The sequence below is a fragment of the Actinomadura rifamycini DSM 43936 genome (genome assembly GCF_000425065.1).
In the GTDB taxonomy this organism is placed as follows: domain Bacteria; phylum Actinomycetota; class Actinomycetes; order Streptosporangiales; family Streptosporangiaceae; genus Spirillospora; species Spirillospora rifamycini.
This window is the reverse complement of the sequence record NZ_AULB01000040.1, coordinates 41,415-58,182: the sequence shown is the minus strand read 5'-3', so window position 1 is coordinate 58,182 and position 16,768 is coordinate 41,415. Positions and strand designations below refer to the sequence as shown.

The 16,768-nt window shown below is 73.9% G+C and carries 13 protein-coding genes and 1 rRNA gene; 7 read left to right on the top strand and 7 right to left on the bottom strand.

Annotated features, from left to right (window positions below):
- The first annotated feature begins 211 nt into the window (after window positions 1-211).
- Window positions 212-328: ribosomal RNA gene (gene rrf / locus H505_RS0130705) — 5S ribosomal RNA — on the top strand.
- Window positions 329-370: 42 nt separating this feature from the next.
- On the opposite strand, the gene H505_RS45355 is transcribed toward rrf, so the two are convergent.
- Together H505_RS45355 and H505_RS0130695 are read right to left on the bottom strand one after the other, a co-directional pair.
- Complete coding sequence (locus H505_RS45355; RefSeq protein ID WP_051301341.1) at window positions 371-1,564, bottom strand: MFS transporter; 1,194 nt, start codon at window positions 1,562-1,564, stop codon at window positions 371-373.
- A 114-nt stretch (window positions 1,565-1,678) separates the two neighbouring features.
- Complete coding sequence (locus tag H505_RS0130695; protein ID WP_026405033.1) at window positions 1,679-2,386, bottom strand: YqeB family protein; 708 nt, start codon at window positions 2,384-2,386, stop codon at window positions 1,679-1,681.
- 169 nt (window positions 2,387-2,555) lie between these two features.
- Between H505_RS0130695 and H505_RS0130690 the strand changes: the two genes are divergently transcribed.
- Window positions 2,556-3,464: an NADP-dependent oxidoreductase gene (locus H505_RS0130690; protein ID WP_026405032.1), complete on the top strand. Its 909-nt coding sequence runs from the start codon at window positions 2,556-2,558 to the stop codon at window positions 3,462-3,464.
- Between the two features lie 519 nt (window positions 3,465-3,983).
- Here the strand turns inward: H505_RS0130690 and H505_RS0130685 are convergent.
- The 3 genes from H505_RS0130685 to H505_RS0130675 form a co-directional block, all read right to left on the bottom strand.
- Window positions 3,984-5,195, bottom strand: a complete 1,212-nt coding sequence (locus tag H505_RS0130685; RefSeq protein ID WP_026405031.1) for a pyridoxal phosphate-dependent aminotransferase — start codon at window positions 5,193-5,195, stop codon at window positions 3,984-3,986.
- A gap of 94 nt (window positions 5,196-5,289) precedes the next feature.
- Complete coding sequence (locus tag H505_RS0130680; RefSeq protein WP_026405030.1) at window positions 5,290-7,800, bottom strand: ABC transporter permease; 2,511 nt, start codon at window positions 7,798-7,800, stop codon at window positions 5,290-5,292.
- Window positions 7,797-8,579 (bottom strand): ABC transporter ATP-binding protein, encoded by a 783-nt coding sequence (locus H505_RS0130675; RefSeq protein ID WP_026405029.1) that lies wholly within the window; start codon window positions 8,577-8,579, stop codon window positions 7,797-7,799. Before H505_RS0130675 ends, H505_RS0130680 begins: the two co-directional genes overlap by 4 nt.
- A 239-nt stretch (window positions 8,580-8,818) precedes the next feature.
- Between H505_RS0130675 and H505_RS45350 the strand changes: the two genes are divergently transcribed.
- The 5 genes from H505_RS45350 to H505_RS0130650 all read left to right on the top strand — a co-directional run bounded on the left by H505_RS45350 (window position 8,819) and on the right by H505_RS0130650 (window position 13,569).
- Window positions 8,819-9,505 carry a TetR/AcrR family transcriptional regulator gene (locus tag H505_RS45350; protein WP_245592667.1) on the top strand — a complete coding sequence of 229 codons (687 nt, stop codon included), beginning with the start codon at window positions 8,819-8,821 and terminating at the stop codon, window positions 9,503-9,505.
- Window positions 9,506-9,563: 58 nt separating this feature from the next.
- Window positions 9,564-10,565, top strand: coding sequence for an AurF N-oxygenase family protein (locus H505_RS0130665; RefSeq protein WP_026405028.1), 1,002 nt, complete (start codon window positions 9,564-9,566; stop codon window positions 10,563-10,565).
- Window positions 10,566-10,579: 14 nt separating this feature from the next.
- Entirely contained in the window at window positions 10,580-12,148 is a 1,569-nt protein-coding gene (locus tag H505_RS0130660; RefSeq protein ID WP_026405027.1) for a flavin-containing monooxygenase, read from the top strand.
- An 83-nt stretch (window positions 12,149-12,231) separates the two neighbouring features.
- Complete coding sequence (locus H505_RS0130655) at window positions 12,232-13,050, top strand: SDR family NAD(P)-dependent oxidoreductase (protein ID WP_026405026.1); 819 nt, start codon at window positions 12,232-12,234, stop codon at window positions 13,048-13,050.
- 24 nt (window positions 13,051-13,074) lie between these two features.
- Window positions 13,075-13,569 carry a 2-thiouracil desulfurase family protein gene (locus H505_RS0130650; protein ID WP_026405025.1) on the top strand — a complete coding sequence of 165 codons (495 nt, stop codon included), beginning with the start codon at window positions 13,075-13,077 and terminating at the stop codon, window positions 13,567-13,569.
- Here H505_RS0130650 and H505_RS0130645 read toward each other — a convergent pair.
- Both H505_RS0130645 and H505_RS0130640 read right to left on the bottom strand, forming a co-directional pair.
- A complete protein-coding gene (locus H505_RS0130645) occupies window positions 13,566-14,555 on the bottom strand; it encodes an aldo/keto reductase (protein ID WP_026405024.1) in 990 nt (329 codons plus the stop codon). The genes H505_RS0130650 and H505_RS0130645 overlap by 4 nt on opposite strands.
- Window positions 14,556-14,631: 76 nt before the next feature.
- A complete protein-coding gene (locus tag H505_RS0130640; RefSeq protein WP_034520657.1) occupies window positions 14,632-16,680 on the bottom strand; it encodes an ATP-dependent DNA helicase in 2,049 nt (682 codons plus the stop codon).
- Window positions 16,681-16,768: the final 88 nt, after the last annotated feature.

The following is a 16,768-nucleotide window of genomic DNA, read 5'->3' as shown; positions in this document are numbered from 1 at the left end:
GAAGCGCGGTAACGTGTGGAGTCGACCGGTACTAATAGGCCGAGTGGCTTGAACACACTGAACGTTCAAAGCATCTCGCTGTGTGTTTGTTCGCGTCCCTGTGTGGTTCCTGGAAAACAAACGGGAACCCGTTTTGATAAGTGAATTTTCGAGCTGTCTGCTCGGACGTTGATTTGCCTGCCCTGGTTGTTTCGGGGTGGTGCGTGAGGCGTTCGGTGGTTATGGCGAGAGGGAAACACCCGGTCCCATTCCGAACCCGGTAGTTAAGCCTTTCAGCGCCGATGGTACTGCATGGGAGACTGTGTGGGAGAGTAGGACGCCGCCGGACTCTTTTTGTGGGGAGGCCCCGCCGTTTACGGCGGGGCCTTTCTCATTTCCGGATGGTCTCCGGCATCCCCTGGTCGGTCCCCGCGTGTTGCAGGCGGGCGGCAGTGACGAAAAGGCCGAGAGCGACGAGGCCGGCGGCTCCGGCGACGGTGGGGAGCGGGCCGGGACCGGCGGCGTCCAGCACGGCGCCACCGACACCTCCACCCACCGCGACGCCGATGTACGTGCCGGACGTGTTGAGCGCCAGAGCCTGCGTGGCGACGGGACCGGCCAGCAGGTGAAGCCTCGCCTGGACGGCCGGGGAGTTCCAGAACGCTGCGCCGCCCCACACCGTCACGATGCCGAGGAGCAGGACGACCGGTACGGGGCGCAGCGGCCACAGAGCGCCCAGCGCCGCCATGGTCGCGACGAACGCCCCTACACCGGCGGCGAGGGTGCGGTCGGGACCCCAGGCGTCGGTCGCGCGTCCACCCGCCCAGATGCCGACCATGCCCGCCAGGCCGGAGACGGCGAACAGGACGCCGCGGTCGGTGACGTCGGCGTCCGCGAGGGCGGCGGTGAACGGTGCCAGGTACGTCAGCAGCATCATCGAGCCGAACATCAGCACGACGTTCGCCGCCAGCCCCATGGAGATGGCGGGACGGGCGAGGACGGCGATCTGGTCGCGCACCGGCAGGGCGTTCTGCTCGCCGGCGGCGCGGGGCAGCGCGGTCGCGAACGCGAGAGCGACGAGCGCGCCCGCGGTGGCCATCAGCGCGAAGGTCGCGCGCCAGCCGAACGCTCCTCCGATCCAGGCACCGGCGGGTACACCGAACGCGATCGCTCCGGTGACGCCGAACGCGACGGCGGCGACGGCGCGTCCCGTGCGTCCGGGGGCGGCGAGGCGCGCGGCGGTCGCGAAGAGCGCGGGCGTCGCGGCCGCGGCGGACAGCGCCGCCGCGACCCGCAGCGCCATCAGCGCCGGGAAGGACGGGCTGAACGCGGCGCCGAGATTCGCGGCGGTGAAGACGAGCGCCGCCGCGACCAGGACGGTCCGGCGGGGAAGCCGGGCGGTGGCGACGGCGGCGAGCGGCGCGGCGACCGCAACGGTCATGGAGAAGACGGTGACGAGCTGCCCGGCCGTTCCCTCGCTGACATCGAGGGAACGGGCGATCTCGGGCAGGACTCCCGCGATGACGTAGTCATCGGTGTAGAAGACGAGCGCTCCTGTCGCGAGCGCGAGCAACCAGCGGGGCACGGCGGTCCTAGGTGGGAGAAGAAAGGATTTCGACCCCTCAACCTAGGAAACGGTCCAGCCTCGCCGCCAAACCTTTTCGGACGCCCGAGACCGGCGCTCCCATCCAGCCGTGACTCAGTCCGTGATTTGCAGCGTTCGCACGTACTGCCGCCGCTTCGCGTCCCGGACCACGACGCCGAGGCGGGCCAGCTCCCTGCGGAGCTCCTGGACGTCGTCGGCGTCCGGTCCCTTCTCCTTCAGCGGCTCCGCGCGGGCCATGAGGACGGCGTTCGCGCCCTCCGGCAGGCCGGGGAGACCGGGGACCCAGCGGCGGAACTCGTCCCGGTGCGGGTCGCTGCCGGCCCAGACGTAACCGTGCGCGGTGAAGGCCCCGGCGACGCCATCGAAGTCGAGGTCGCACTCCTCGCGGAAGAGTTCCGCGCCGCTGTGACCGAGGATGACGAGGTGCTTGCCGTCCCGGAAGGCCGACGCGACGTCCGCGCGGGCGAACTCGTGGTCGCGGCCCTTGCGGTTGAGCATGACGCGGTCGTCCACGAGGCGGAGCGTCAGCTGCTCGAAGTGGGCGATGAAGCCGATGGCCAGGCCCGCGACGGCACCGGCGGTGATGAGCCACGGGGACGGAATGGAGGCGACCAGTTCGGCCGGCCCCTGCATCGGCGCCCAGGGGAGGTCCACCAGCCAGTCGGCCAGGGGACCGACGAGGAAGCCGAGCCCCGCTCCGACGAGCGCGCAGACGACGTAGACGCACGCGGTGCGCCACGCCGGCTCGCTCAGGACGGTCTCCCGGCCCTTGCCCGGGCCCTGCTCGGTACTCTTCCGCACGCCTGTTCCTCCTCTGCTTGTTTCCGACCCTGGAAGGTTCGCGTTCCGAGGCATCGGCCCGCGACGGACTTAGGGCGAGTTCGGTACCGACCAAGGTCGACCGCAGGTTGACCTCAAGTTCGGTCGAGGTCCTAGCGTGGGGCTCGTTCGAGAGACAGGGAGGATCACCATGAAGGTCGTTGCCGCCGCCGAGCCGGGCGGGCCGGAGGTGCTGCGGATCACGGAGGCGCCGACGCCGCACGCCGGGCCGGGGGACGTGCGGGTGCGGGTGCGGGCGGCGGGCGTCCAGCCGATCGACCTGGCGGTCCGCGCGGGGTACACGCCGCCGGGCGCCGCGCCCGATCCGGTGCCGGGGAACGAGTTCGCGGGCGTGGTGGACGAGGTCGGCGAAGGGGCCGCCGGTGTCGCGGTGGGCGACGAGGTGCTGGGCTTCTCGATGCTCGGCTGCTACGCGGAGTTCGTCGTCGTCCCCGCGGCGCAGGTCACCCGCAAGCCGGCCGCGATGCCGTGGGAGGTCGCGGGCGGGTTCTCCGCGGCGGTGATGACGCCGCACATCGCGCTCGAGGACATGGGCGTCGGTGCGGGGGACACGCTGCTGGTGCACGCCGCCGCCGGGGGCGTCGGCGCCGTCGCCGTCCAGCTCGCCCGGATCGCGGGGGCCGCGGTCGTCGGGACGGCGAGCGAGGGCAACCACGACTACCTGCGGGCGCTCGGCGCGACCCCCGTCCGGTACGGGGACGGGCTCGCGGACCGGGTGCGCGCGGCGGCGCCCGGCGGGGTGGACGCGGCGCTCGACGGTGCGGGCGGCGACGCGCTCGCGGTGTCGCTCGAGCTGGTGAAGGATCCCGGGCGCATCGTCACCCTCGTGGAGCACGGCCGCGCCGCGGAACTCGGGGTGCGGCTCGTGTCGAGGGAGAAGCGGACGATCGCGCGCGTCGCCGAGGCCGTCCGGTACTACGAGGAGGGCCGGCTCGACCTGCACGTGCGGGGAGCCCACTCGTGGACGCGGGCCGCCGACGCGCACCGGCAGGTCGCGACCGGGCACGGGCGCGGCAAGACGGTCCTGGTCATGGACTGAGCGGACGGACGTCCGCCGCGTCGAGCGCGGCGAGGAACCACCGACCGGCCGGGAGGGGATCGGACTTCGCGGGCTCGCCGTTGATCTCGGTGATGAGCGTCCAGTACCGGGGGAAGCGGTCGTCGGCGCCGACGCGGAGGCGTTCGGCGGGCCGGCGGCGGAACCAGGCCCGTCGCGGCGGCCATGGGCGGCGGCGAACGCGGCGGAGATGTGTGCGGCGGTGGCCCGTGCGGCGTCCGGGGCGCGCCGTGCCCCCGCAGGACGGCGGTGACGACGCGCGGGTCGGCGGAGGCGAGGGGCGGCACGACGAGCCGCCGGTCGTCCATCGTGCGGCCGCCGCCGGGCAGAAGGACGATCGCGGGGCCGGAGCCGCCGTGGTCGCAGACGGCGAGCCCGGCCCCGCCGGACGGCGCGACGCCGACGGCCCTCGAGTCTCGAGCCGCTTGAGGGGCAAGCCCGGCGGACCCGCCGGTCCGGGGCGCGTGCCGGGGGGCCGGGAACGGTGCGCCGGTCCGGGGGTCAGCGGCGGTAGGAGTCCAGGAACGTGCCGATGCGGTTGATCGACTCCTCCAGGTCGTCGGCGTACTGGAGCGTGACGACGCGGAAGTGGTCGGTGGTCGGCCAGTTGAAGCCCGTCCCCTGGACGACGAGGAGCTTCTGCTGCTCGAGCAGGTCGAGCGCGAAGCGCATGTCGTCCTCGATCGGGTACATCTCGGGGTCGAGGCGCGGAAAGACGTATAGGGCGCCCTTCGGCTGGACGCACGACACGCCGGGCAGGTCGTTGAGCAGCTTCCAGGCGCGGTCGCGCTGCTCGCCGAGGCGGCCGGTGGGCAGCACCAGGTCGTCGATGCTCTGGTAGCCGCCGAGCGCGGCCTGGATGGCGTGCTGGCCGGGGACGTTCGGGCACAGCCGCATGTTCGCGAGGATGTCGAGGCCCTCGATGTAGGACTCGGCGTGCTCCTTCGGGCCGGACAGCACCACCCAGCCGGAGCGGAAACCGGCGACCCGGTAGTTCTTGGACAGGCCGCCGAAGGTGAGGCACAGCAGGTCGGGGGCCAGCGACGCGATCGGGACGTGCTCGGTGTCGTCGTACAGGATCCGGTCGTAGATCTCGTCGGCGAAGACGATCAGGTTGTGCCGCCGGGCGATCTCGGCGATGCGGGTCAGCACCTCGCGCGGGTAGACGGCGCCGGTCGGGTTGTTCGGGTTGATCAGAACGATCGCCCGGGTCCGCTCGGTGACCTTCGCCTCGATGTCGTCGGTGTCGGGCGCCCAGTCGGCGTCCTCGTCGCACAGGTAGTGGACGGGCGTGCCCCCGCACAGCGACGCGGACGCCGTCCACAGCGGGTAGTCGGGGGCGGGGATGAGGACCTCGTCGCCGTTGTTGAGCAGCGCCTGCAGGGTCATCACGATCAGTTCGGACACGCCGTTGCCGAGGTAGACGTCCTCGACGTCGACGCCGCCGACACCGTTCTCCTCGAACCGCTGCACGACGGCGCGGCGGGCGGGGAGGATGCCCTTGGAGTCGCTGTAGCCGTGCGCCTCCGGCAGGTTGCGGATCATGTCCTGGAGCAGTTCCGGCGGCGCCTCGAAACCGAACGGGGCGGGGTTGCCGATGTTCAGCTTGAGGATGCGGTGCCCCTGGGCCTCGAGCTGCTTGGCGCGCTTGAGGACCGGCCCCCGGATGTCGTAACAGACGTTGCTCAGTTTGCCCGACTGGTTGACCTGCATGGACACACCATATCCGCGCGGGGGCCGGGTATTCGCACGGCGGGGTGACGCACCCGGCGCGCGCCGTCACGCCGCGCGACCGTCCGGTGGCGGGTCAGGGCGCGGCGACGGCGGTCAGGACGGCGGCGCGTGCGGCGCGGCGCGCCGGGCGGACCGCGGCGAGCGTCCCGGCGGCGACGCCGCCGAGCGCGATCACCGCCAGCGGCACCGGCTGCGGCGCGAACGGGTTGCCGAGGGCGCCGCCGACGCCCCAGCCGAGGAACACCCCGACCAGGAGCCCGCCGGCCGTGCCGAACAGCGCGACGATCACCGATTCCCAGCGGACGATCGACCTGACCTGGGCGCGGGTCGCGCCGACCGCGCGCAGCAGGCCGAGCTCCCGGGTCCGCTCGTGCACCGCCAGCGACAGCGTGTTCGCGATGCCGAGCAGCGCCACCACGATCGCGAGGCCCAGCATCCCGTAGATCACCGGGAGGAAGGCGCGCTGCCGCTCGGTCCGGGACGCGACGAACTCGTCGCGCGTCCGCACGTCCGGCGCCCCGTACCGGGCCGCGAGCGCGGTGAGGGCGCGGCGGGCGTCCGCCGGGGGGACGCCGGGCGCGACGGCGACGAACGCCGTGCGGGCGAGCGGCCGCCCGCCGTGCGCCTCCCACACGGCGCGGGGGACGAGGTGGTCGCCCGCGAGGTCGGTGGCGGCGTAGACGGCCCCGACGGTGAGGGTCCGCGAGGCGCCGTCGGCGAACGTCACCGGGACCCGGGAGCCGGTCCGCCAGCCCCGCTCCCGCGCGGCGGCCTCCGACACGGCGAACGTCCGCGGGTCCGCGAGGGCGCCCTGGACGACGTCCAGGTCCAGGACGCGGCGGAGCGCGGAGGGGTCGGCGACGCTCACGGTCGCGACCTCCCCGGCCATCCGGACGGTGCCGGTGCCGAGCCCCGCGACGGCGCCGGTCTGGGGGAGCGCGTCCGCCTCCTCGACGAACCGGGTGTCGAACCCGCCGGTCTCGTTGCCGCCCGCGTCGACGACGAACCGGCCCGTGAACGACCCGGCGACGCCGCGTTCGAGGGACGCGCCCAGCGAGCCGACGAACACGGTGCAGAAGCTCACGACCCCGACGCCGATCATCAGCGCGGTCGCGGCGCCGGCCGTCCGCCGGAGGCTGCGGCACGCGTTGGCGCGGGCGAGCGCGCCCGTGACGCCGCGCAGCCGCGCCGCCGGGCCGCCGACGGCCGCCGCGGCCGGGCGGACCCCCACCGGCCCCAGCACCACCAGCGCGAGGACGAACAGCAGCGCGCCGGCGCCCGCGAGGGGCGTCCGCCCGGCGACCGCGCCGGTCACGACCGCGCCCGCGGCGACCGTCGCGAACACGCCGCCGATGATCACGCGCGCCTCCGCGGGGCCGCCGGGCTCGGCCGCCGCGTCCCGCAGCGCGGTCAGGGGCGCCGTCCGGGACGCGCGCAGCGCGGGCCCGAGCGCGGCGGCGAGCGTCACCAGGACCCCCACCGGCACCGCGATGAGCGGTGTGGTCGCCGAGACGGCCAGGCTCTCCATCGCGATCCCGATGCGGAACTCGGCGAACACCCGCCGCAGCAGCGCCGCGAACCCGACGCCGCCCGCCAGCCCGGCGGCCGTGGCGACGGTCCCGACCGCGAGGGCCTCGGCGCCGACGAGGGCGAGCACCTGCCGCCGGTCCGCGCCGAGCACGCGCAGCAGCGCCGACTCGCGGGTCCGCTGCGCCACGGTGATCGCGAACGTGTTGTGGATGGTGAACGCCGCGACGAGCAGCGCGACGCCGCCGAACGCGGCGATCACGACGCGGAACGTGCCGAGCATGCCGCTCTCGACGTCGCCGAGGCTCTCCGCGGCGGCCGCGTCGGCGGTGACCGCCTCCGCCCCGGCGGGCAGGACCGCGCCCACGCGCGCGGCCAGCTCCGCGGGGCCGGTGCCGTCGGCCGCGCGGATCCGGACGGCGGCGATCCGGCCGGGGGACGCGGCGACGTGCCGGCGCGCGCCCTCCAGCGTGAACGCGGTGAACGCCGACTCCCCGAACGCCTTCTCGTCGCCGAACGTGCTGATCCCGACGATCGTCACCGGGACCCGGCGCGGCGTGAGGACGGCCGTCCGGTCCCCGACGCGCAGCCCGCCCAGCTCGGCGGTCAGCCGGTTCACGACGACCTCGTCCGGCGCGCGGGGCGCGCGGCCCTCGGCCACCCGGTACGGGTTGAGCGCGGGGTCGGTGATCCAGTTCCCGGCGTCGCGCGGGCCGCGGGTCTCGACCACCCGGCCGTCCGCGCCGAGGACCTGCCCGGACCCCTGGACGAGCGGCGCCGCGTGCGCGACGCCGTCCACGGCCCGCACCCGGTCGAGGGTCGCCGCGCCGATCTCGCCGCGCGAGCCCCACGGGGAGTCGCTCACGTCCGTCGCGTTCCGCACCACGACGTCCGTCCGGCCGTAGGAGCCGGAGTAGGAGGAGTCGAGGGTGCTCGCGAGGGTGTCGCCGAGGACGAGCGTCCCGGTGAGGAACGCGACGCCGAGGAACACCGCGGTCAGCGCGCCCGCCAGGCGGCGCCGGCGGGCCCGGATCTCCTTGAGCGCGAGCCCGATCACGGCCGTCCTCCCAGTTCCCGCATCCGGTCGAGGACGCGGCCCTCGGTCGGGGCGTCCATGACGTCGGCGATCCTGCCGTCGGCCAGGAACACGACCGCGTCGGCGTGCGCCGCGGCGGCCGGGTCGTGGGTGACCATCGCGACGGTCTGCCCGAGGTCGTCGACGGCGCCGCGCAGCAGCGCCGGCACCTCGGCGCCGCTGCGGGAGTCGAGGTTGCCGGTCGGCTCGTCCGCGAACACGATGTCCGGGCGGGTGACGAGCGCGCGGGCCAGCGCGACCCGCTGCCGCTGCCCGCCCGACAGCTCCGCCGGCCGGTGCGCGAGCCGGTCGCCGAGCCGCAGGACGCGGACGACCGTGTCGAACCACGCGGTGTCGGGCGCCCGTCCGGCCAGCGTCACCGGCAGGACGATGTTGTCGTGCGCGGTGAGCGCCGGGAGCAGGTTGAACGCCTGGAACACGAACCCGATGCGTTCGCGCCGGAGCCGGGTGAGGCGCCGGTCGGACAGCGTCCCGAGCTCCTCGTCGCCCACGAACACCCGGCCGGACGTCGCGTCCTCCAGCCCGGCGGCGCAGTGCAGCAGCGTGGACTTCCCCGCACCGGACGGCCCCATGATCGCGGTGAACCGCCCGGCCGGGAACACCGCGCTGACGTCGTCGAGGGCCCGGACCGCCAGCGGCCCGGACCCGTGCACCTTGGTGAGGCGCTCGGTGTGCGCGCCGCCGGAGCGGCCGCGCGGGGACGCCCCGGACGCCGTCCGCGCCGCTGCTGATCCGCTCATGCCGTGATGCTCCCGGCCGGAGGGCCGGTACGTCGTCGGGCCCGGAGATGCATCGCCGCTGCGCCCCGCGGAGCACGCGCCGCCGTCCGGCTACGCCTTCCGGTGTACGGGCGGTCGGCGCCGCGGCGGGCGGGGCCCGGCGACCTGCGCGAAGATCAATAAGACGCGACGTCCAATTGTGATGCGGGCAACATACATGCAGGCTTGATTGCTTGTTAGTGCGCTCGTACGGTCGAGGCGTGTCAGTAAGCGCGCGGCGACGGATCCCCCCGGAACGCCGCCACGGCCGCGGCCGCCGCACCCAGGAGGAGCGCCGGTCGCGGACCCGGGCGCGGCTCCTGGAGGCGACCATGGAGTGCCTCGTCGATCTGGGCTGGTCCCGGACGTCCACTACCGAGGTCGCGCGCCGCGCGGGCGTCTCGCGCGGCGCCCAGCAGCACCACTACCCGACGAAGATGGTCCTCGTCGCGGCGGCGCTGGAGCACCTGCTGGAGGCGCAGCGGCTGGCGTATGAGACGGCCTTCGCGGTGCTGCCCGCCGAGCGCCGCAACGTCGAGGGCGCCCTCGACCTGCTCTGGCAGGTGTTCCGCGGCCGTCCGGCCAAGGCCCTCACCGAGCTGGCCGTCGCGGCCCGCACCGACGACGAGCTGCGCCCCCTCTGCCAGGACCTCAACGAGCGGGTCCTGCAGGTCATCCTCGAGACCTTCGAGCGCCTCTTCCCCGCGAACACGCTGCCCGCCGACTTCGTCCCGACGATGCTGCGCGGCCTGTTCGCGATGTTCATCGGCCTGTCCATCCAGAACGCGCTGGACGACGACGCGGACGGCCACCAGGCCGCCGTGCTGCGCCAGATCAAGGACGTCGCCCGGCTCATCGTGCCGGAACCCGGAGCCCCCGAGGCCGGCGCGTCCCCCACAACCGCATAGCCCCACCCCCCGAAGTGCCGCCGGCCCGGCCGGCGCGTCACCCCCCAGGGAGCGCACCATGCCTGAAGCCCCCACCCACCTCGCCGACGAAGTGCGCGAGCAGGTCAAGGACAGGAAGTCCTACCTCGGCGTCATCGACCGCCTGAACAAGGCGTCCGTGGACAAGCACTGGGAGGCGTACGCCGACATCCCGTGGGACGACCCCGACTTCGCGATCGACAAGAACGACCCGCGCTGGACCCTGCCGGAGTTCGACCGGCTCGGCGCGACCGAGTGGTACCGCTCGCAGCCGCCCGAGATCCGGGCGCAGATCGGGCTGTGGCGGGTCGCGACCGCGATGAAGATCGGCCTGCAGTTCGAGAACCTGCTCAAGCGCGGGCTGCTCAACTACGCGTACTGGCTGCCGAACGGGCGGCCCGAATTCCGGTACGTCTACCACGAGACGACCGAGGAATGCCACCACGGCATGATGTTCCAGGAGTTCGTGAACCGGACGAAGTTGCCGATCCGCGGCATGCCGAAGTCGCTGACGTTCGTCGCGCAGGCCGCGCCGTGGATCCCGCTGATCAGCACGGAGATGTTCTTCGTGTTCGTGCTCGGCGGCGAGGACCCCATCGACTACGTGCAGCGCCGGTCGCTCAAGAACGGGCACATCAAGCACCCGCTCGAAGAGACGATCATGAAGATCCACATCGCGGAGGAGGCCCGGCACATCTCCTTCGCCCGGCACTACCTCAAGCACCGGGTCCCGCGCATGCACCCGGTGCGCCGCCGGGTCCTCGGGCTGTTCACCCCGGTCGTCCTCGGCGTGATGGCGCGGATCATGCTGTCCCCGCCCGGCCCGATGGTCCGCCACTTCAACATCCCGCCGGACGTCGTGCGCGCGGCCTACCGCGGCGAGGCGGCCCAGGCGGAGATCGCCAACTCGGTCGGCAAGATCCGCGACCTGATGGCCGAGCTGGGCGTCATCGACCCGGTCGGCAAGCGGATCTGGAAGGCGTTCGGGATCTGGGACGAGCCGAAGGAGCGCCGCCCCGTCCCGTCCGCCGAGGCCGCCTGAGTCCGGGCGCCGACATGGCGGACGAGACGCGCCCCGCCGCGGTCACGCCCGCGGCGGGGCCCGGCGGACCGTACCGGGTCGCGATCATCGGGACCGGCTTCTCCGGCCTCGGGATGGCGATCGGACTGAAGAAGGCCGGCGTCCACGACTTCGTCGTCCTGGAGAAGGCCGGCGAGGTGGGCGGGACGTGGCGGGAGAACACCTACCCCGGCTGCGCCTGCGACATCATGTCGCTGCTGTACTCGTTCTCCTTCGAGCCCAAGAGCGACTGGTCCCGGATGTTCCCGAAGCAGGGCGAACTGCTGCAGTACATCAAGGACGTCGTCGACAAGTACGACCTCGCGCAGCACATCCGGTTCCGCGCCGAGGTGACGGGCGCCGAGTACGACGACGCCACCGGCACCTGGCGGGTCACCGTCGCGCCCGGCGGCCCGGACGGCGGGGACGGCGAGGGCCGCGGGGACGAGATCGTCCGGGCGCGGGCCGTCGTGGCGGGCATGGGGCCGCTGCACCGGCCGAACATCCCGGACCTGCCGGGGCTGGAGTCGTTCCAGGGGGCCGCCTTCCACTCCGCCGAGTGGGACCACTCCTACGACCTCGCCGGCAAGCGCGTCGCCGTCATCGGGACGGGCGCGTCGGCGGTCCAGTTCGTCCCGCAGATCGCGAAGAAGGCCGCGTCCCTCACGGTGTTCCAGCGGACGCCGCCGTGGATCCTGCCCAAACCCGACCGCCGCGTCACCGGCCTGGAGAAGGCGCTCTTCCGGCACGTCCCGGGCGTGCAGCGCGGGTACCGCAACGGCATTTACCTGGTGCAGGAGAGCTTCGTCGTCGGGTTCAAGAACCCACGGCTGCTCAAGCTGGCCAGCGGCCTGGCCCGGTGGCACCTGGCGCGCCAGGTGCCGGACCGGGAGCTGCGCCGCAAGCTCGTCCCCGACTACACGATGGGCTGCAAGCGGACGCTCGTGTCCAGCGACTACTACCCGGCGCTCATGCGGCCCGGCGTCGAGCTGACCACCGAGGGCATCGCCGAGGTGCGCCCGCGGTCGATCGTGACGCGGGACGGCCGCGAGCACGAGGTCGACGCGATCATCTTCGGCACCGGCTTCCACGTCACCGACGCGTTCGACGACGCCCGCATCACCGGCCGGGACGGACTGCGGATCCAGGACGCGTGGAAGGACGGCATCGAGGCGCACCTCGGCGTCACCGTGGCCGGCTTCCCGAACCTGTTCCTGCTGCTCGGGCCGAACTCCGGCCTCGGCCACAATTCGATGATCTTCATCATCGAGGCCCAGGTCCGGTACGTCCTGCAGTGCCTCGCGATGCTCGACGCGTCCGGCGGGGGCCGCATCTCCGTCCGTCCGTCCGCCCAGGACCGGTTCAACGCGTGGGTGCGGCGGAAGTCCGAGGGCGCCGTCTGGGTGTCCGGGGGCTGCACGAGCTGGTACCTCGACCGCGACGGCGCCAACCGCGCCGCGTGGCCCGCGTCCACCGTCGCCTACTGGCTGCGGACCCGCCGCATCGACCCCGCCGACTTCGAGATCGAGCCGGACGCGCCGGCGCGCGGAGCGGCGGTTCCGTGACGGGGCCCATATCGGCGGGCTCCCCGCGCCGATACAATCACCTGCAATTCGACACATCATCCAATTACCGAGCGGAGCGCGCAATGAGCATCGCGATCGTGACCGGAGGCGCATCCGGCATCGGCCGTGCGATCGCCACGTCCCTGGTGGCGCGCGGCGACACCGTCGTGGTCACCGACGTCAACGAGGCCGGCGCCGAGGCCGTCGCCGAGCGGCTGAACACCCTCGGCCGCGGCAAGGCCGCCTCCGCCCGCCTCGACGTCACCGACGCCGACGCCGTCACCGAGCTGTACCGGGGCGTCAAGGACGAGCACGGGCGCCTCGACCGCGTCTTCAACAACGCCGGCATCGCCGTCGGCGGCCTGGCCGAGGAACTCACCCTCGACCACTGGAACCGCGCGATCGACATCAACCTCAGGGGCGTCGTCCACGGCGTCAACGCCGCCTACCCGATCATGCTGGAGCAGGGGAGCGGCCACATCGTCAACACCGCGTCCCTCGCCGGGCTCGTCCCCATGCCCGTCGGCATCCCCTACACCGCCACCAAGCACGCCGTCGTCGGCCTCTCCCTCGGCCTGCGCGCCGAGGCCGCCGGGCGCGGCGTCAAGGTCAGCGTCGTCTGCCCCAGCTTCGTCAACACCCCGCTGCTCACCAACGTCAACCCCGACCTGCCCGAGACCGCCCTCAGCGGCGACGCCACCGGCGACATCAAGAAGGCGTCGCCGTTCCTCTACACCGCCGAGAAGCTCGCCCGCGACATCATGCGCGGCGTCGACCGCAACCAGGCGCTGATCGTCGCCCCCCGGCACGGCCGCGCCGCCTGGCGGGGCGCCCGCTTCAGCCCGTCCGGGGCCGTGCGCGTCGCGCAGTTCGCCGTCGGCCGCATCCGCGGGGGCAAGTAGCGCGCCCCGCGTAGGCTGGGGCGCGTGGAACGGATCCTGGTCAGCTCCTGCCTCGCGGGGCGGCCCGTCCGCTACGACGGCGCGGCCAAACCGGTCGACGACGGCCTCTTCGCGCGCTGGCGCGCCGAAGGCCGGCTCGTCCCCTGCTGCCCGGAGGTGTCGGGCGGGCTCGCCGTGCCGCGCCCGCCCGCCGAGATCGTCGGCGGCGACGGCCGGGCCGTCCTCGACGGCACCGCCGCCGTCCGCACCGCCGCCGGCGAGGACGTGACGGACGCCTTCCTGCGCGGCGCCCGCCACGCCCTCGACACCGCCCGCCGCGCCGGCGCCCGCGTCGCCGTCCTCAAGGAGGGCAGCCCCTCCTGCGGCAGCGACCGGATCTACGACGGCACCTTCACCGGCGCCGCGACGCCCGGCGAGGGCGTCACCACCGCCCTCCTCGAACGCGCGGGCGTCCGCGTCTTCGGCGAGGACGACCTCGCGGCCGTCCAAGCGCTCCTGACCGACCTCGAATCCCGCTAGTACACCTCGGCGTTGCCGTACACGCCCGTCCCGGGCTCGTCGCACTGCGCGATGAACTCGGCCGGGAACCCCGGCTCGAAGCCCGTCGCCGCCTCCAGCCGCGCCACCGCCTCCGCCGGCAGGACGACGTCCGCGGCGCCGAGGTTCTCGGCGAGCTGCGCCGCGTCCCTCGCCCCCACGATCGGATGCACCCGGGGCCACCGCGCCCGCGTCCACGCCAGCGCGACCTGCGACGCCGGCACGCCCAGCTCCCCGGCGACCTCCACCACCGCACGCGCCACCGCGTGGTCGCGCTCGCCCAGCGCGGACGCGTCCACGCGCGTGGCGCCGTCCGGCGGCCGCGGCCCGGAGAACTTCCCGGACAGGACGCCCCGGGCCAGCGGCGCCCACGCGGCGACGCTCAACCCCAGCTCGTCCGCCATCGGCAGCAGCTCCCGCTCCGCGTCCCGGTTCAGCAGGTTGTACGGCACCTGGACGCCCGCGAACGGCGTCCAGCCCCGCCACTCCGCGAGCGTGTTCGCGCGCGACACCACCCACGCGGGCGCGTCCGAGATCCCGACGTACAGGACCTTCCCCGAGCGGACGACGTCGTCCAGCGCCCGCATCGTCTCCTCGATCGGCGTGCGGCGGTCCCACACGTGCACCCACAGCAGATCGACGTAGTCGGTCCGCAGCCTCCGCAGGCTCCGCTCCAGCGACAGCACCAGGTTCTTGCGGTGGTTGCCGCCGCCGTTCGGGTCGTCCGGGTCGCGGGAGACCGTGTACTTGGTCGCCAGCACGAACCGGTCGCGGCGCCCCGCGAGCAGCCCGCCCAGCACGGCCTCGCTCTCCCCGTACGCCGACGCCGTGTCGATGACGTTGCCGCCCGCGTCGGCGTAGACGTCCAGCATGGCCTCGTGGCCGGGACCGTCCTCGAAGAAGCTCATCGCGCCGAAGAAGATCTCCGATACGCGCAGACCGGTCCGTCCCAGCACTCGGTAACGCACAAAACCCCTCTCGGTAGGCGGTGAGGCCCCGCCTCGAACCGCCTCCCCAGCCTCCCACGTACCGGGATGAAGCGGACTACTTCCCGGCGGCGGCGTCCAGCCGGCGGAGCGCGCCCCGCACGACCTCCGGGTCGGTCGTCGCCCAGAACGGCGGCAGCGAGTTCTTCAGGAACGCGCCGTACCGCGCGGTCGCCAGCCGCGGATCCAGGACCGCGACGACGCCGCGGTCGTCCATCGACCGCAGCAGCCGGCCCGCGCCCTGCGCGAGCAGCAGCGCCGCGTGCGTCGCCGCCACCGACATGAACCCGTTGCCGCCCGCGGCCGCCACCGCCCGCGACCGCGCCGACGACACCGGGTCGTCCGGGCGCGGGAACGGGATCCGATCCATGATCACGAGCTGCAGGGACGGGCCCGGCACGTCCACCCCCTGCCACAGCGACAGCGTGCCGAACAGGCAGGTCCGCTCGTCCTCGGCGAACCGCGCGACCAGCTGGCTCGTCGAATCCTCGCCCTGGCACAGCAGCGGATGCGACAGGTGGTCCTTCAGCTCGTCCGCCGCCTGCCGCGCGGCCCGCATCGACGAGAACAGGCCCAGCGTCCGGCCGCCCGCCGCCTCGATCAGCTCGGTGATCTCGGTGAGGTAGGCGTCGGCGAGGCCGTCCCGCCCCGGCTGCGGCAGATGCCGCGCGACGTACAGGATGCCCGACTTCGGATGGTCGAACGGGGACCCCACGTCCAGGCCCGACCAGGCGACCTTGCTCTCCTTCGCGTCCTTGTCCGCGGTGACCGCGAGCCCCTCCGCGGCCGTCCGCGCGTCCCGCGGGGCGCCGTCGCCCAGCGGCGGCAGGCCCCACTGGCGGGCCAGCGGCTCGAACGACCCGCCCAGCGTCAGCGTCGCCGACGTCAGCACCGTCGTGCGCTGCTCGAACAGCGTCGTCCGGAGCAGCCCGCCCACCCCGATCGGCGCGACGTGCAGCGCCGGCGGCCGCTTCGGGCGCCCCTCCTGCACGAACGGCTTCTCCAGCCACACCACGTCGAACCGCTGCGCGATCTCCGGCTGGAACGCCTCCAGCAGCCGCACGGCCGTGTCGTGCACGTCCTCCAGCGACGACCGCGCCGCCTTCCGCGCGGCCATGTCGCCGGGGTCGTTGTCCTTCCGCTCCGGGCCCAGCGCGGTGATCGCGGCGTGCGCCGCGTCCCGCACGACGGCCAGGGTGTTGCCGAGCGCCGGCGACAGGACGTCCATCCGCCCGCCCGGCATGTCCTCCAGCAGGACGCCGAGCCCCTCGCCCGCCTCCTTCAGCCGGTCGGCGAGGCCCTCCTCGATCAGCCGCCCGCAGCGCCGCGCCGCCGTCTCGACGGCCGGCGCGCTCAGCTCGCCCGTCGCCACCGACGTCACCCGGTCGACCAGCTCGTGCGCCTCGTCCACGATCACCACGTCGTGCTCCGGCAGGACCTGGAACTCCTCCAGCGCGTCGATCGCCAGCAGCGCGTGGTTCGTCACCACGATGTGCGCGTCCCCGGCCTGCGCGCGCGCCAGCTCGGCGAAGCAGTCCGTCCCGTGCGGGCAGCGCTGCGCCCCCAGGCACTCCTTCGCGCTGACCGCGACCTGCCGCCACGCCTGCTCGCTCACCCCGGGCACCAGCTCGTCCCGGTCGCCCGTCGTGGTCTCCTCGACCCACTCGTTCAGCCGCTTGACCTGCCGGCCCAGCGACGACAGCTGCTGCGGGTCGAACAGCCCGGGGCCGCCGTCCTCCTCGTCCGGCACGCCCGTCTGCACCCGGTGCAGGCACAGGTAGTTGCGCCGGCCCTTGAGGATCGCGAACCGCAGCTCCGTCCCCAGCAGCGGCCCGAGCGCCTCCGCGAGCCGCGGCAGGTCGCGGTCGACGAGCTGGCGCTGCAGCGCGATCGTCGCCGTCGACACCACCACCGTGGTCTGCTTCTCCACCGCGTGCCGGATCGCCGGGACCAGGTACGCGAGCGACTTGCCGGTGCCGGTGCCGGCCTGGGCCGCGACGTGCTCGCCCGACTCGATCGCCTTGCGGACGGCCTCCGCCATCGCCGTCTGGCCGGGGCGCTCGGCGCCCCCGATGGCCTCGACGGCGGCGGCGAGCAGGGTCGCCATGTCCGGAATCTGGGTGTCGCTGCCGGTGAGCAGTTCTGGGGCGGGCACGACGCCCGACCCTACCGTCCGCCGCCGACAGCCGCGTCCC

What these genes read in the sequence shown, in the direction of transcription:
- H505_RS0130690 (WP_026405032.1), top strand. Translation starts at nt 2,556, where the DNA reads ATGAAGGTCGTTGCCGCCGCCGAGCCGGGCGGGCCGGAGGTGCTGCGG.
- H505_RS0130685 (WP_026405031.1), bottom strand. Translation starts at nt 5,195, where the DNA reads ATGCAGGTCAACCAGTCGGGCAAACTGAGCAACGTCTGTTACGACATC.
- H505_RS0130675 (WP_026405029.1), bottom strand. Translation starts at nt 8,579, where the DNA reads ATGAGCGGATCAGCAGCGGCGCGGACGGCGTCCGGGGCGTCCCCGCGC.
- H505_RS0130665 (WP_026405028.1), top strand. Translation starts at nt 9,564, where the DNA reads ATGCCTGAAGCCCCCACCCACCTCGCCGACGAAGTGCGCGAGCAGGTC.
- H505_RS0130660 (WP_026405027.1), top strand. Translation starts at nt 10,580, where the DNA reads ATGGCGGACGAGACGCGCCCCGCCGCGGTCACGCCCGCGGCGGGGCCC.
- H505_RS0130655 (WP_026405026.1), top strand. Translation starts at nt 12,232, where the DNA reads ATGAGCATCGCGATCGTGACCGGAGGCGCATCCGGCATCGGCCGTGCG.
- H505_RS0130640 (WP_034520657.1), bottom strand. Translation starts at nt 16,680, where the DNA reads ATGGCGACCCTGCTCGCCGCCGCCGTCGAGGCCATCGGGGGCGCCGAG.